The sequence below is a fragment of the Citrobacter amalonaticus genome (genome assembly GCF_002918555.1).
GTDB lineage: Bacteria > Pseudomonadota > Gammaproteobacteria > Enterobacterales > Enterobacteriaceae > Citrobacter_C > Citrobacter_C amalonaticus_A.
The window spans coordinates 498,895-513,330 of the sequence record NZ_PQMB01000005.1 but is presented as its reverse complement, the minus strand read 5'-3'; the positions used below and the strand labels follow the sequence as shown (position 1 = coordinate 513,330).

General features: G+C 52.5%; 14 protein-coding genes and 2 pseudogenes. 12 read left to right on the top strand and 4 right to left on the bottom strand.

The genetic code is table 11. The features are described from left to right. The first annotated feature begins 88 nt into the window (after window positions 1-88). Entirely contained in the window at window positions 89-1,750 is a 1,662-nt protein-coding gene (locus C3432_RS22315; RefSeq protein WP_103778980.1) for a putative transporter, read from the top strand. On the opposite strand, the gene C3432_RS22310 is transcribed toward C3432_RS22315, so the two are convergent. After that, window positions 1,751-2,467, bottom strand: coding sequence for a GntR family transcriptional regulator (locus C3432_RS22310; RefSeq protein WP_103778978.1), 717 nt, complete (start codon window positions 2,465-2,467; stop codon window positions 1,751-1,753). Window positions 2,468-2,690: 223 nt separating this feature from the next. Here C3432_RS22310 and C3432_RS22305 point away from each other — a divergent pair, with 223 nt between their 5' ends. Both C3432_RS22305 and C3432_RS22300 read left to right on the top strand, forming a co-directional pair. Beyond that, on the top strand, window positions 2,691-4,310 hold the full coding sequence (locus C3432_RS22305; RefSeq protein ID WP_103778976.1) for an alpha-glucoside-specific PTS transporter subunit IIBC: 1,620 nt from the start codon (window positions 2,691-2,693) through the stop codon (window positions 4,308-4,310). Beyond that, complete coding sequence (locus C3432_RS22300; protein ID WP_103778974.1) at window positions 4,307-5,629, top strand: 6-phospho-alpha-glucosidase; 1,323 nt, start codon at window positions 4,307-4,309, stop codon at window positions 5,627-5,629. The genes C3432_RS22305 and C3432_RS22300 overlap by 4 nt, the downstream gene beginning before the upstream one ends. Here the strand turns inward: C3432_RS22300 and C3432_RS22295 are convergent. Next, window positions 5,626-5,847, bottom strand: a pseudogene (locus C3432_RS22295) (helix-turn-helix domain-containing protein); the annotation flags it as partial. The gene C3432_RS22300 and the pseudogene C3432_RS22295 sit on opposite strands and share 4 nt — an antisense overlap. Beyond that, window positions 5,808-5,891 (bottom strand): annotated as a pseudogene (locus C3432_RS28455) (IS1 family transposase); the annotation flags it as partial. The pseudogenes C3432_RS28455 and C3432_RS22295, both read right to left, overlap by 40 nt. Window positions 5,892-5,978: 87 nt before the next feature. Here C3432_RS28455 and C3432_RS22290 point away from each other — a divergent pair. From C3432_RS22290 to C3432_RS22270, 4 genes are all read left to right on the top strand, one after another. After that, window positions 5,979-6,479 carry a hypothetical protein gene (locus tag C3432_RS22290; RefSeq protein ID WP_103778972.1) on the top strand — a complete coding sequence of 167 codons (501 nt, stop codon included), beginning with the start codon at window positions 5,979-5,981 and terminating at the stop codon, window positions 6,477-6,479. Window positions 6,480-6,743: 264 nt separating this feature from the next. Beyond that, window positions 6,744-7,064 carry a hypothetical protein gene (locus C3432_RS22285; protein ID WP_258041645.1) on the top strand — a complete coding sequence of 107 codons (321 nt, stop codon included), beginning with the start codon at window positions 6,744-6,746 and terminating at the stop codon, window positions 7,062-7,064. Then, complete coding sequence (locus C3432_RS22280) at window positions 7,061-7,528, top strand: DUF6392 family protein (RefSeq protein WP_103778970.1); 468 nt, start codon at window positions 7,061-7,063, stop codon at window positions 7,526-7,528. The genes C3432_RS22285 and C3432_RS22280 overlap by 4 nt, the downstream gene beginning before the upstream one ends. 165 nt (window positions 7,529-7,693) lie before the next feature. Continuing rightward, a complete protein-coding gene (locus tag C3432_RS22270) occupies window positions 7,694-8,161 on the top strand; it encodes a DUF6392 family protein (protein ID WP_103778968.1) in 468 nt (155 codons plus the stop codon). 127 nt (window positions 8,162-8,288) lie between these two features. Here the strand turns inward: C3432_RS22270 and C3432_RS22265 are convergent, their stop codons facing one another. Next, window positions 8,289-9,182 carry an AraC family transcriptional regulator gene (locus tag C3432_RS22265; RefSeq protein ID WP_103778966.1) on the bottom strand — a complete coding sequence of 298 codons (894 nt, stop codon included), beginning with the start codon at window positions 9,180-9,182 and terminating at the stop codon, window positions 8,289-8,291. Between the two features lie 167 nt (window positions 9,183-9,349). Between C3432_RS22265 and C3432_RS22260 the strand changes: the two genes are divergently transcribed. Genes C3432_RS22260 through C3432_RS22240 form a run of 5 tightly spaced genes read left to right on the top strand, consistent with a single transcriptional unit; the run spans window position 9,350 to window position 14,424 of the window. Next, a complete protein-coding gene (locus C3432_RS22260; RefSeq protein ID WP_103779120.1) occupies window positions 9,350-11,065 on the top strand; it encodes a solute:sodium symporter family transporter in 1,716 nt (571 codons plus the stop codon). Beyond that, window positions 11,062-12,555, top strand: a complete 1,494-nt coding sequence (locus C3432_RS22255) for a sulfatase-like hydrolase/transferase (RefSeq protein WP_103778964.1) — start codon at window positions 11,062-11,064, stop codon at window positions 12,553-12,555. Before C3432_RS22260 ends, C3432_RS22255 begins: the two co-directional genes overlap by 4 nt. 60 nt (window positions 12,556-12,615) lie before the next feature. Next, the gene (locus C3432_RS22250) at window positions 12,616-12,963 is read left to right on the top strand and encodes a YidH family protein (protein ID WP_103778962.1); all 348 of its coding nucleotides are present in this window, start codon (window positions 12,616-12,618) and stop codon (window positions 12,961-12,963) included. Continuing rightward, window positions 12,953-13,315: a DUF202 domain-containing protein gene (locus tag C3432_RS22245; RefSeq protein WP_103778960.1), complete on the top strand. Its 363-nt coding sequence runs from the start codon at window positions 12,953-12,955 to the stop codon at window positions 13,313-13,315. The genes C3432_RS22250 and C3432_RS22245 overlap by 11 nt, the downstream gene beginning before the upstream one ends. Further along, window positions 13,312-14,424: an anaerobic sulfatase maturase gene (locus C3432_RS22240; protein WP_181012966.1), complete on the top strand. Its 1,113-nt coding sequence runs from the start codon at window positions 13,312-13,314 to the stop codon at window positions 14,422-14,424. Before C3432_RS22245 ends, C3432_RS22240 begins: the two co-directional genes overlap by 4 nt. Window positions 14,425-14,436 lie beyond the last annotated feature (12 nt).

Genomic DNA, 14,436 nt, shown 5'->3' with positions numbered 1-14,436 from the left:
GGCTTTTTTGTGCTTTACCACCCATACATTGCGCCTGTACTCTGCGAGAATCCATTTACTTAATGATGTTATTCACAGGGAACAGAAGATGAGTGATATAGCATTGACGGTCAGCGTTCTGGCATTGGTAGCAGTTGTCGGATTATGGATCGGCAATATCAAGGTACGGGGTGTAGGCTTTGGCATTGGGGGCGTGCTGTTCGGCGGTATTATCGTCGGTCACTTTGTCGATCAGGCCGGGATGACTCTGAGCGGCGATATGCTGCATTTTATTCAGGAGTTTGGCCTGATTCTCTTCGTATATACCATCGGGATTCAGGTGGGACCGGGCTTCTTCGCGTCGCTACGCGTTTCCGGTCTGCGTCTCAACCTGTTCGCTATCCTGATTGTCGTCATGGGTGGCCTGGTTACCGCGATTCTGCATAAAATCTTTGCGATACCGTTACCTGTGGTGCTGGGGATATTCTCCGGTGCGGTCACTAACACTCCGGCGCTGGGGGCAGGACAGCAGATTCTGCGCGATCTGGGTACGCCAATGGACGTGGTGGACCAGATGGGGATGAGCTACGCGATGGCATATCCGTTTGGCATCTGTGGCATTTTGCTTACGATGTGGCTGATGCGGCTGATTTTTCGCATCAACGTGGAGGCCGAAGCAAAGCAACATGAATCCACGCTTACCACTGGGCATTCGCTGATCCAGACCATCAATATCCGTGTTGAAAACCCGAACCTCAACAATATGGCGATTCAGGAAGTCCCGATTCTGAATAGCGACAAAATTATCTGTTCTCGTCTGAAGCGTGAAGAGATGCTCATGGTGCCATCGCCGAGCACTGTTATCCAGTTGGGTGACCTGCTGCACCTCGTCGGGCAACCTTCAGATCTGCGCAGCGCGAAACTGGTGATTGGTCAGGAGGTGGATACCTCGCTGTCGACCCGTGGCACGGATTTGCGCGTTGACCGGGTGGTGGTGACCAATGAAAAAGTGCTCGGTAAGCGCATTCGCGATTTGCACTTTAAAGAGCGTTACGATGTGGTGATTTCGCGGCTGAACCGTGCGGGCGTTGAGCTGGTAGCCAGTAACGATGCCAGCCTGCAGTTTGGCGACATCCTTAATCTGGTCGGTCGACCTTCCTCGATTGATGCTGTTGCTAATGTTGTGGGTAACGCCCAGCAAAAACTACAGCAGGTACAGATGCTGCCCGTGTTTATTGGTATCGGGCTGGGTGTCATGCTGGGGTCAATTCCGCTGTTTGTTCCGGGGTTCCCGGTGGCGTTAAAGCTTGGGCTGGCGGGGGGGCCGCTGATAATGGCGCTAATTTTGGGCCGTATCGGTAGCATCGGTAAGCTCTACTGGTTTATGCCGCCGAGCGCCAACCTGGCGCTGCGGGAACTGGGAATTGTGCTCTTTCTTGCGGTGGTTGGGTTGAAATCCGGCGGTGACTTTGTCGATACGCTGACCCAGGGGGAAGGGTTAAGCTGGATTGGCTACGGGATCTTTATCACCGCCATTCCGCTGATTACCGTCGGTCTGCTGGCGCGTATCTTTGCCAAAATGAACTATCTGACGCTGTGCGGGATGCTGGCCGGTTCCATGACCGATCCGCCTGCGCTGGCATTTGCAAACAACCTGCACGCCACCAGCGGCGCGGCGGCGCTTTCGTATGCGACCGTTTACCCGCTGGTGATGTTCCTGCGAATTATCACGCCGCAACTGCTGGCGGTGATCTTCTGGGGATTGGGGTAGTCAGGCTGAGTCCGGGTGGACGCGCCGTAAGTGGTAGTCCACCTGGTACTCGCTGGCGTTTCTGAACATCACCGAATAATTCAAAAACTCCCCGCTATCGCTGTAGGACAGTGAGGTGATCCGCAGCAATGGCGTCTGTTCAGGCACGTTCATCTGTGCGGAAAGCTGCTTATCGGCAAGAACGGGGGTCAGACTTTCATAGTTACCGCTGATAGTTATTCCGCACTCTTTCTCGATGTAATCGAATTTTGACCCTTCCAGATGAGCCAACGACAGGTGACGGAACAATTTTACCGGCATGTAGCTGTCTTCGAGCATCAGCGGCTTGCCGTCGACATAGCGCACGCGGCGTGAGAACCAGATACGTTCGTTAATCTGGATGCGCAGCTGGCTGGCAATCGCCGGTGGTGCAGGCATGACTTCGAAAACCAATACCTGGCTGGTTACTTCTTTCCCCTGTCGCTTCAGCACTTCCGCCAGCCCGGTCAGATTGGTGGTTTCATGATGGACATCTTTGCGCGCCACATAAGTTCCGCTCCCGTGACGACGCACGACCAGCCCCCAGCCAATCAACATATCAATCGCTTTACGGATCGTCATGCGCGACACCGCAAACTCTTCCGCCAGCTTTTTTTCACCCGGCAACGGGCTACCGATGTTGTAATCAGACGAATTCAGGCGAATTCGTAGTCGTTCCGCGATTGATTTGTAGATCACTACCAGACCTCTTTTTTCTTTTAATTACCGCACCAGAAACCTTTTGATGTCTAACTTTTACGAAAAAAGTAGACCTCATTGCCGAAATTAAAACCATGAAAGCGATCACGAATCGCAGCGGCATGCCATGTCTGAAGGATCGCAACTTTCTATTCTCGAATCAGGCCAGCAATCACTACAAAAAAGGCCTCTCCCCTACTGGTTGTTATATGAGGATGTGAAAATGCTCAGTCAAATACAACGCTTTGGCGGCGCGATGTTCACCCCGGTGCTGCTGTTTCCCTTTGCCGGTATCGTCGTAGGCATCGCTATTATGCTGCGCAACCCGCTGTTTGTGGGTGAAGCGCTTACCGATCCCAACAGTTTGTTCGCACAAATCGTTCATATCATCGAAGAAGGTGGCTGGACGGTATTTCGCAATATGCCGCTGATTTTCGCCGTTGGTCTGCCTGTTGGTCTGGCGAAACAGGCTCAGGGGCGCGCCTGTCTGGCTGTACTGGTGAGTTTTCTGACGTGGAACTACTTTATTAATGCCATGGGCATGACCTGGGGGCATTTCTTCGGCGTGGATTTTAGCGCAGACCCGACGGCAGGTAGCGGCTTAACGATGATGGCCGGGATTAAAACGCTTGATACCAGCATCATCGGCGCCATTGTCATTTCCGGTATTGTCACCGCTCTGCACAATCGTTATTTCGATAAACCGTTGCCGGTATTTCTTGGTATTTTCCAGGGGACATCGTTTGTGGTGATCATTGCTTTCCTGGTGATGATCCCCTGTGCCTGGCTGACGCTGCTGGGCTGGCCAAAGGTGCAGATGGGGATTGAATCCCTGCAAGCCTTTCTGCGCTCTGCTGGGGCGCTGGGGGTATGGGTGTATACCTTCCTGGAACGTATTTTGATTCCGACCGGGCTGCATCACTTTGTCTATGGTCCATTTATCTTCGGCCCTGCGGCGGTGGAAGGCGGCATCCAGGTCTACTGGGCGCAGCATTTGCAGGAATTCAGCCAAAGCACAGAGTCGCTGAAAACACTGTTCCCGGAAGGGGGTTTTGCCCTGCACGGCAATTCGAAAATCTTTGGTTCATTAGGTATTGCTCTGGCGCTTTACTTCACGGCCTCTCCGGAAAACCGGGTGAAGGTGGCGGGACTGCTGATCCCCGCCACGCTGACGGCCGTGCTGGTGGGGATCACCGAACCGCTGGAGTTCACCTTCCTGTTTATCTCACCCTTGCTGTTTGCTGTACACGCCGTGCTGGCGGCGTCTATGGCAACGGTGATGTATCTCTGCGGGGTGGTAGGCAATATGGGCGGCGGCCTGCTTGATCAGTTCTTACCGCAAAACTGGATCCCGATGTTCCACAACCATGCCGGAATGATGTTCACCCAGATAGCGATTGGCCTGGCCTTTACCACACTCTATTTTGCCATCTTCCGCGCGCTGATCCTGCGCTTCAACCTGAAAACGCCGGGCCGGGAAGACAGCGAAATCAAACTCTACACCAAAGCTGACTATAAAGCCGCGCGTGGGCAAACCACCGCCGCTGCGCCAGACACCAAACTGGGACAGGCGGCCGGTTTTCTGCAGGCGTTAGGCGGCGCAGGCAATATCGAAAGTATTAATAACTGCGCCACTCGCCTGCGGATTGCGCTTCACGATATGGCGCAAACGCAAAGTGATGACGTCTTCAAAGCGCTGGGCGCACACGGCGTTGTGCGTCGCGGCAACGGTATTCAGGTCATTGTCGGTCTGCATGTTCCTCAGGTACGCGACCAGCTCGAAACGCTAATGAAATCCTCTTTATCAAACGAACACATCCCCATGACGGAGGCAGTATCATGAAAAAATTCTCAGTGGTTATCGCAGGCGGCGGTAGTACCTTCACTCCAGGCATCGTGCTGATGTTGCTGGCAAACCAGGACCGTTTTCCAATTCGCGCGTTGAAATTCTATGACAACGACGGCGCACGTCAGGAGGTGATTGCCGAGGCGTGTAAAATTATCCTCAAAGAGCAGGCGCCGGAGATTGAGTTTAGTTACACCACCGATCCCAAAACTGCGTTTACCGATGTTGATTTCGTGATGGCGCATATCCGCGTGGGTAAATATCCCATGCGTGAGAAAGACGAGAAAATCCCGCTGCGTCACGGAGTGTTAGGCCAGGAAACCTGTGGGCCGGGTGGGATCGCCTACGGCATGCGTTCTATCGGCGGCGTGCTGGAACTGGTGGATTATATGGAAAAATATTCACCGAACGCCTGGATGCTGAACTACTCCAACCCGGCGGCAATTGTCGCTGAGGCTACGCGTCGTCTGCGTCCAGATGCGAAAATCCTCAATATCTGCGATATGCCCATCGGTATTGAAGGACGGATGGCGCAAATTGTTGGACTTAAAGATCGCAAACAGATGCGCGTGCGTTACTACGGGCTGAACCACTTTGGCTGGTGGACATCGATTGAAGATCTCCAGGGTAACGATCTGATGCCGAAGCTGCGTGAATACGTGGCGAAGCATGGTTATGTGCCGCCATCGAACGATCCGCATACGGAGGCGAGCTGGAACGATACCTTCGCTAAGGCGAAGGATGTGCAGGCGCTGGATCCGGACACCATGCCAAATACCTACCTGAAATACTATCTGTTCCCGGATTACGTGGTCCAGCACTCCAGTCCGGAGCGTACCCGTGCCAACGAGGTCATGGATCACCGCGAAAAACAGGTGTTCGGTTCCTGCCGCGCTATTATTGAGGCGGGTCATTCCGCTGCCGGTGAGCTGGAAATTGACGAACATGCTTCCTACATTGTCGATCTGGCGGCGGCCATCGCCTTTAACACTCAGGAGCGGATGCTGCTGATTGTGCCGAATAACGGTGCGATCCGTAACTTTGATGATGAAGCGATGGTTGAGATCCCTTGTCTGGTGGGGCATAACGGACCGGAACCGCTGACGGTGGGGGATATCCCGCAGTTCCAGAAAGGGCTAATGAGCCAGCAGGTAGCGGTTGAGAAGCTGGTGGTCGATGCCTGGGAGCACCGCTCTTACCAGCGTTTGTGGCAGGCTATCACCCTGTCGAAAACCGTGCCGAGCGCGTCTGTAGCCAAAGCGATTCTGGATGATCTGATCGACGCTAACAAAGAGTACTGGCCGGAACTGCGCTAACCCTGTTGACCGGCATCCTGTGGGTGCCGGTCAGGATGTTTCAATACCGCCGACGGCGCATAGCCAAATTTGTGTTTAAACGCCTTGCTGAAATGAAACGAGTCAAAGAAGTTAAGTATATCAGCGACCTGCCCGACCGTATTTCCCTCCTGCTTTAACAGCGATATCGCCAGCTCCAAATCCGCTGAGTAAAAATCTTTCCCGTCAGGTGTTTTTCCTTCGGGACTTCTCTGGCATAACTTCCCCGACCATCCGGTAACATATTGCGACATACAGGGAAATTTTGGTTAAGTCTCGTCCAGTGTATGATGGGTGAGATTTTAACCGTATAAACCAAAAGGAATTGATTATGACTCAGCAATACACCAACGAACTGACCCCCGAGGCTCTGGCCGGGCTGGATAAATCCCCTTTCACCCCGGAACAACTGGCTGATATGAACGATGAGGCGCGGGCCCTGATTGAAGCTCAGGAAGAATACTGCCGCCAGCATCCGGTGACCAGGATTTACCGGATAGCGGTCGCCGGGTGCCTGACCCGTCGCGGCGGTGTTGGCGATGAATTTAACCCCAATCCGCAGGAAGGACACAAGATTGCCCTGGATAACGGTCAGTTCGCCAGTGTGCTGACCGAGGGCTGTACGATGACGTATCCAGATGGCACACAGGCCCGGATTGTCAGTTGTGCCGGTAGCCAGTTTACCGGCGGCGACGGCAAAGGCATGGCGCTGGTTAACAGTCTGCTTGATAACGGCGATGAGATCATCAGCACCCCACAAGGCTACGCCATACTGACGGACCGGGCCGGTGAGTCCATGCCGGACGATTTTCTGGTTATGCCCGAAGCGTAAGTGATGGGATACAGGACTGATATTCATGGACGCGGGAAAGCTCTTTCCTGCGACAAAACCACGACCGGTGCCAGGCTTATTTCCTCCATCCCCCTGAACCGCTATAACGCACATGGGTTTGGTGTTATCCGGCGCGGGGATAAAACCGCCTTCCGGCGCAATGCCGTTCACTTAAGCGTTGATGCATAGTGATTTACCGGATAGCGGTTGCCGGGAGCCTGACCCGTCGCAGCGGTGTGGCAGGGTAAATATGAGGCTGACCATATGCCATCGGCTGCGGCTGTTAAGGCATATCTCAAAGTTAATTATCCTGGAATGACCCCGGAAGATATTGAGCTTGCTTCTCAGGATGTTGCTGCAATCGTTATTCCTAAAGAGGTTCACCAAAAATTAAGTGAAACCTACGGCGGGCGTAACAATCAGGCGCAAATTGACCTGGATTCGCGTGACCTGCGAGCTGCGGCTGATAGCAATCTTGATGCCATCAAACCGGCGCTAAAAGAGCATGGTGCAACGGAGAGTCAGATCGAGACGGCAAGGGCGAAAATACACAAATTGAACGGGGAAATGGGGTTATACAAATGACGGTAAACGTTGAAGCGTTGATTAACAGCCTGGGTAAGTCGTACAGCGAGATGTTTGATGCTGAACTCGTACCCTATAAAACCCAACCCACTGGTTATTCTGGTGATCCTGACCTTAGTCTTGAGATGGCTAAAGAGGGGGTGTATCTGTCATTTAGACGTGATGGCCATATTTTCCAGGAAATAACATTGCATCTTCTTCGGCCAACGATAAAAAACTGGGTATTTCCAAATGAATTACCGTTTGGACTTCAAAAGGATATGTCTAGATCTTGGGTCCATAGCACGTTTGGTGAACCATTTAAAAAAGCTGAACCGCGAGTTGTTATGCGGCGCTCATTTGGATGGATTGAGGTCTATAAGGTTGATGGTCAGTGTGTACCAACAGTGATGCGCTTTGATTATGACCTTGATGAGAATGTTAAGGACGTTACGTTTCTACCTATTGAAAATTTACGGTGGTGATCTATTTTCGCAAATCGATCTTGATTCACGCAATCTGAGAGCTGCGGCTGATAGCAATCTGGATGCTATCAAACCGGCATTAAAAGAGCATGGCGCAACAGAGTCCCAGATAGAAGCGGCCAGAGCGAAAATGCACAAACTGAACAGTGAAATGGGGTTATACAAATGACCGTAAATGTTGATGATTTAATAAACTCCATAGGTAAAACCTATCTTGAGTTGCTTGATGAAGGGTTAATTCCTTATAAAACAAAACCGACTGGCTATTCTGGTGATCCAGATCTGACATTAGATATGGCAAAAGAAGGTCTTCATTTAACCTTTAAAAGGGATGGTCGCTATCTGTGGTCAATTGTCTTAAGAATTCAACATGATAAAGTTAAAGACTGGGTTTTTCCTAATGATCTTCCTGCACCATTGCAACAGAAAATGTCCCGCCAATGGGTGCATGAACATGTTGGCAAACCACTAAGAAGTGTCCCGCCAAAAGTCATTATGAGGCGTTCTTTTGGGTGGACAGATCTCTACGAGGCTAAGGGGCGTGCTACCCCGACCAGTATGCAAATCAGCTATGACGTGGCAGATAACGTCAGGTCTGTCGGTTTTATAGCGACATCTGAACTACGCTGGTGATCCCATTTTCTGAAGGGTCTTAAAAACATATTCCAGAGATCATTTACCGCTGCGCGTAATACCGTGCCGGGCGCGTCTGTAGCCAAAGCGATTCCGACGCTAACAAAGAGTACTGGCCGGAACTGCGCTAACCCTGTTGACCGGCATCCTGTGGGTGCCGGTCCGCATGTTTCAATACCGCCGACGGCGCATAGCCAAATTTATGTTTAAACGCCTTGCTGAAATGAAACGAGTCAAAAAAGTTGAGCATATCGGCTACCTGCCCGACGCTATTTCCCTCCTGCTTTAACAGCGATAACGCCAGCTCCAGCCGCGCATCCAGATAGTATTCTTTCGGTGTTTTGCCGGTATAACGTAAAAACAGACGGCGCAACCAGGCCTCGCTACAGGGGATGGTGGCGGCCATATCCGCGACGCTCCAGCGCTGTTGCAGACTGGCATGCAGGGTGGCGATCAGTTTTTCAATTTGTATTCTCTGAGGGTCTTTTTTACCTTCAGAATAAATAAGACAAATCCACTGATAAATTATTTTGGTCAGGAACGCGACGGCAAGATTATTTTTTATTGAGTCTTCTGAGGTAATTAACCTGGCGACCTCTGTCAACTCCTGGTTATAAATTTCACCGTTATAAATAACGCTTTGCTGGCGAAGAGGAATATCCATTATGCTGGTTGGGGTAAATTCCATCCAGTACTGTTCCCAGACTAATCCTTCGCAATGATAAGACTGTATATCCATCGGTTTTAAAAAGATAATACAGTTTCCGGTTAATATAATTTGCTCGCCATCTTTCAACAGAACTTTCCCGCAGCCCTGTACCGTATAGACGGCGACCCATGAATTGGCAATCAGCGGCTTTTTCTTGTCTCGTGGCCAAATAACCCGGTAATGTTCATCGGCGTAGGTATGCCACAGTGAGATCAATGAAATTCCGCTTGAGATCACATTTTCGTTAATCAAAAGCGGAATATTGTACGGAGTTTCGTTTTTTACATGCGAACTTTGCAAGTTTCCATTCATTTTAATTTCCCGCCAGAGAATTATGCCTACAACCTGAACATAACAGAAAGTGAATGCTTCAGGGAGACGATCTTTGTAATTAAGAAATCTAACTGCCTGACCCGGCGAGCAATACCTCACGCTAACTCTACAGCCACCGGGACATAATGAAAAACAAGGGCTATAAGATGAATACGCTACAAATTTTGAGCTTTGTTGGTTTTACGCTGCTGGTGGCGGTAATCACCTGGTGGAAGATTCGCAAAACGGACACCGGATCCCAGCAAGGATATTTTCTGGCGGGTCGCTCGCTGAAAGCGCCGGTGATCGCCGCGTCGTTGATGTTAACCAACCTCTCTACCGAACAGCTGGTCGGCCTTTCCGGTCAGGCCTATAAAAGCGGTATGTCGGTCATGGGCTGGGAAGTGACCTCTGCGGTAACGCTCATTTTTCTGGCATTGATCTTCCTGCCGCGCTATCTGCAGCGGGGGATTGCGACGATTCCCGATTTTCTGGAGGAGCGTTACGACAAAACCACACGCCTCATTATCGATTTCTGTTTCCTGATCGCCACCGGGGTTTGTTTCCTGCCCATTGTGCTCTATTCCGGCGCGCTGGCGCTTAATAGCCTTTTTCATGTCGGCGAATCGTTGGGAATTTCACAGGGGGCGGCCATCTGGCTGCTGGTGGTGCTGCTTGGGATGGCCGGGATTATTTATGCGGTGATTGGCGGATTGCGCGCCATCGCGGTGGCGGACTCTATCAATGGCATCGGCCTGGTGATTGGCGGGCTGATGGTGCCGGTGTTTGGTCTGATCGCGATGGGGAAAGGCAGTTTTTTACAGGGTATTGAGCAGCTGACCACCGTACATGCCGGGAAGTTAAATTCTATTGGCGGAGCGTCCGATCCGCTGCCGATTGGCGCCGCGTTTACCGGCCTGATCCTGGTAAATACCTTTTACTGGTGTACAAACCAGGGGATTGTACAGCGTACGCTGGCTTCTAAAAGCCTTGCCGAAGGGCAGAAAGGCGCGCTGTTAACGGCTGTGCTGAAAATGCTCGATCCTCTGGTGCTGGTGTTGCCGGGGCTGATCGCCTTTCACCTGTATCAGGATTTACCCAAAGCGGATATGGCTTACCCGACGCTGGTCAATAACGTCCTCCCGACTCCCCTTGTCGGTTTTTTTGGCGCAGTGCTGTTTGGGGCCGTAATCAGCACCTTCAACGGCTTTTTAAACAGCGCCAGCACCCTATTCAGCATGGGAATTTACCGGCGAATCATTAACCCGGATGCGCCGTCAGAACGCCTGGTCGGGGCCGGACGGAAATTTGGCTTTTTTATCGCACTTATTTCCATGCTGGTGGCCCCGTGGATCGCTAACGCGCCGGAAGGACTCTACAGCTGGATGAAACAGCTTAATGGTATTTATAACGTGCCGCTGGTGACGATCATCATTATGGGGTTCTTTTTTCCGCGCATTCCGGCGCTGGCAGCAAAGGTGGCGATGGGAGTAGGCATCGTCAGCTATATCACCATTAATTACCTTGTGAAATTCGATTTTCATTTCCTCTACGTCCTGGCCTGCACGTTCTGCATCAACGTGGTGGTGATGCTGGTCATTGGCGCGATTAAGCCACGCGCCACGCCGTTTAAATTTCAGGACGCCTTTGCGGTGGATATGAACCCGTGGAAAAACGCGAAGATCGCCTCCGTTGGCATCCTGTTCGCGATGATTGGCGTCTATGCGGGCCTCGCGCAATTTGGCGGTTACAGCACTCGCTGGCTGATGATTCTTAGCTACTCCATCACGGCGGGGGTTGTGCTGTATCTGATTTACAGCAGCTGGCAGACGCGCCGTTCCGCCTCTGCGATCTGTCTCTCCGACGCTAAGGATAAAGTATGACCCGTCCTAATTTTCTGTTCATTATGACTGATACCCAGGCGACCAATATGGTGGGCTGCTACAGCGGGAAGCCGCTGAATACGCAGCACATTGATAACCTGGCCGCCGAAGGCATTCGCTTCAATTCCGCTTACACCTGCTCGCCGGTCTGCACTCCGGCCCGCGCCGGACTCTTTACCGGCATTTATGCCAGCCAGTCCGGTCCGTGGACCAATAACGTCGCGCCGGGAAAGAATATCTCCACAATGGGGCGCTACTTTCAGGATGCGGGTTATCACACCTGTTATATCGGCAAGTGGCACCTCGACGGGCATGACTACTTTGGCACCGGCGAGTGTCCGCCAGAGTGGGATGCCGATTACTGGTATGACGGGGCCAATTACCTCGCGGAGCTGACGGAGAAAGAGATCAGCCTGTGGCGTAACGGGCTGAACAGCGCGGAAGACTTGCTGGACAATCATATTGATGAAACCTTCACCTGGGCGTACCGCATCAGTAACCGGGCGGTGGATTTTCTCCACCAGCCAGCCCGGTCTGAGGAGCCGTTTTTAATGGTGGTTTCGTATGATGAACCGCATCACCCGTTTACCTGCCCGGTCGAGTATTTGACGAAATATCAGGACTTTTACTATGACCTGGGGGCGAAGGCGCACGACTCTCTCAGTAATAAACCTGAGCATCATCGCCTGTGGTCTGAAGCGATGCCTTCGCCGGTAGGTGATGACGGACGCTACCACCATCCGTTCTATTTTGCCTGCAACGATTTTGTTGATGACCAGATTGGCCGGGTGATTAACGCCTTAACCCCGCAACAGCGGGAGAACACCTGGGTGATTTACACCTCCGATCACGGTGAGATGATGGGGGCGCATAAGCTCATCAGCAAAGGGGCGGCGATGTATGACGATATCACCCGCATCCCGCTGATTATTCGCTCGCCGCGAGGGGAACAGCGGCAGGTCGACACGCCGGTCAGCCATATTGATTTGCTGCCTACGATGATGGCGCTGGCGGGTATCGAAAAACCGGATATTCTGCCGGGAGAAAACATCCTTATCGCAGAAGCGTCACGCGGCGTGATGGTAGAGTTCAACCGTTATGAGATTGAACATGACAGTTTTGGCGGATTTATTCCGGTACGCTGCTGGGTGACGGATGCGTATAAGCTGGTGCTTAATCTGTTTACCAGCGATGAGCTTTACGACCGACATAACGACCCGGATGAGCTACATAACCTGATTGATAGCGCTGAATTCGCCGACGTTCGCTGCCAGATGCACGATGCGCTGCTGGACTATATGGATAAAATCCGCGACCCGTTCCGCACTTATCAGTGGAGCCTGCGCCCGTGGCGTCCTGACGCTCAGCCGCGCTGGATGGGCGCTTTCCGCCCGCGCCCGGGTGACGGCCACTCCCCGGTGGTACGCGATTACGACACCGGTTTGCCGACGCAGGGGGTAAAAGTGGAAGAGAAAAAACAGAAATTCTGATGCATTATTGATCATCCCTGCCTGGCCTCTCAGGAAGGGATGATATCAAGAGGAGTGACCATGAAGATTTCCCGCCTCGGAGAAGCACCGGATTACCGCTTCTCACTGGCAAATGAGCGAACCTTTCTGGCATGGATCCGCACTGCGCTGGGGTTTCTGGCGGCAGGCGTGGGTCTTGATCAATTGGCCCCGGATTTCGCCACCCCGGTCATTCGCGAGCTGCTGGCGCTGCTGCTGTGCCTGTTTGCCGGAGGGCTGGCGATTTATGGCTATTTGCGCTGGCTGAGTAACGAGAAGGCAATGCGTCTGAAAGAGGACCTGCCGTACACCCACAGCCTGCTGATTATCAGTGTGATTTTGACGATTGTGGCCGTGATTGTGATGGCGCTGGTGTTATATGCCGGATAGCCGCAAAGCGCGTCGTATTGCCGACCCCGGACTGCAACCGGAGCGTACGTCGCTGGCGTGGTTTCGTACCCTGCTGGGCTATGGTGCGCTGATGGCGCTGGCGGTAAAGCATAACTGGCATCAGGCAGGATCCCTGTTCTGGCTATCCATTGGCGTGCTGGCGGTCGTCGCGATCGTTCTCTGGCGCTATACCCGCAGCCGAAATTTGCTGGATGTGGCCCGTTGCGATTTTTCTCAATCTCGCGCCCTACGTGACAAATTTATGATCTCCCTCGCGGTGTTATCCCTCGCAATACTGTTTGCTGTAACGCATGTTCGTAAACTTATCGCATGTATTGGGAATTTAGCATGACAGGATGTCAGGTCATGGCCAAGCCGGCCAGCTCACGTTGTAACCTTGATTGTCGTTACTGTTTTTACATTGATAAACCCACCCAGCCCGTGATGGATGAGGCCACGCTGGAGGCATTTATTCGTCAGCATATCGCCGCGCAGCCGGGGCCGGACGTTCAGTTTGCCTGGCAGGGGGGAGAACCGACCCTGTGCGGACTCGACTTTTTCCAGCGTGTGGTGACATTGCAGAAGCAGTACGGGGCAGGAAAGCGGATCCATAATGCCTTCCAGACTAACGGTATTTTGCTTAACGATGCGTGGTGTCAGTTTCTGCATGATAACGGTTGGCTGGTGGGAATTTCCCTGGATGGCCCTGCCGATCTGCACGACGCCTATCGCGTCAATCGCAGCGGAAAGCCCACCCACCACAACGTGGCGAAGGCTATCGCAAAGCTTGTCGAGTATCACGTAGAGTTTAACCTGCTGGTGGTCGTTAACCGCCGCAACAGTCAGCAGCCTGCCCGGATGTACCACTATCTTCGTCAGTCCGGAACGCCTTTCCTGCAGTTCATTCCTCTGGTTGAGCGTGATGAAAATGGCATGCTCACCGCCGAATCCGTGGAGCCGCAGGCGTGGGGCGAGTTTCTGAATACCGTTTTTGATCTCTGGGTACGGGAAGATATTGGTCGCGTGTTCATCCAGCTGTTTGATTCGACGCTGGGGGTCTGGTGTGGGTATCCGTCGCAGATGTGTTCTCTGAGCGAAACCTGCGGTCATGCTTTTGCGCTGGAGGCGAACGGCGATGTGTACCAGTGCGATCACTATGTTTATCCGCAGCATCGGCTGGGTAACATTCATCACACGTCGCTGGATGAGATGAACGCCAGTCCACGGGCCGAGAAATTTGGCCAGCTGAAATGGTCAGCGCTCAGTACAGATTGTCAGAGCTGTTCGTTACTGCGGTTTTGCCACGGAGATTGCCCAAAGCATCGTGACGCGAGCGGGAAAAGTATTCTTTGTGTCGGGTACAGTACCTTCCTGAATCACACTTCGCCGTACATGCGCGTCATGCGTGACTTGATCAGGCAGCATCGCTCACCGACGGAGCTAATGGCGATGCTGCGTTGAGGTCAACGGCGC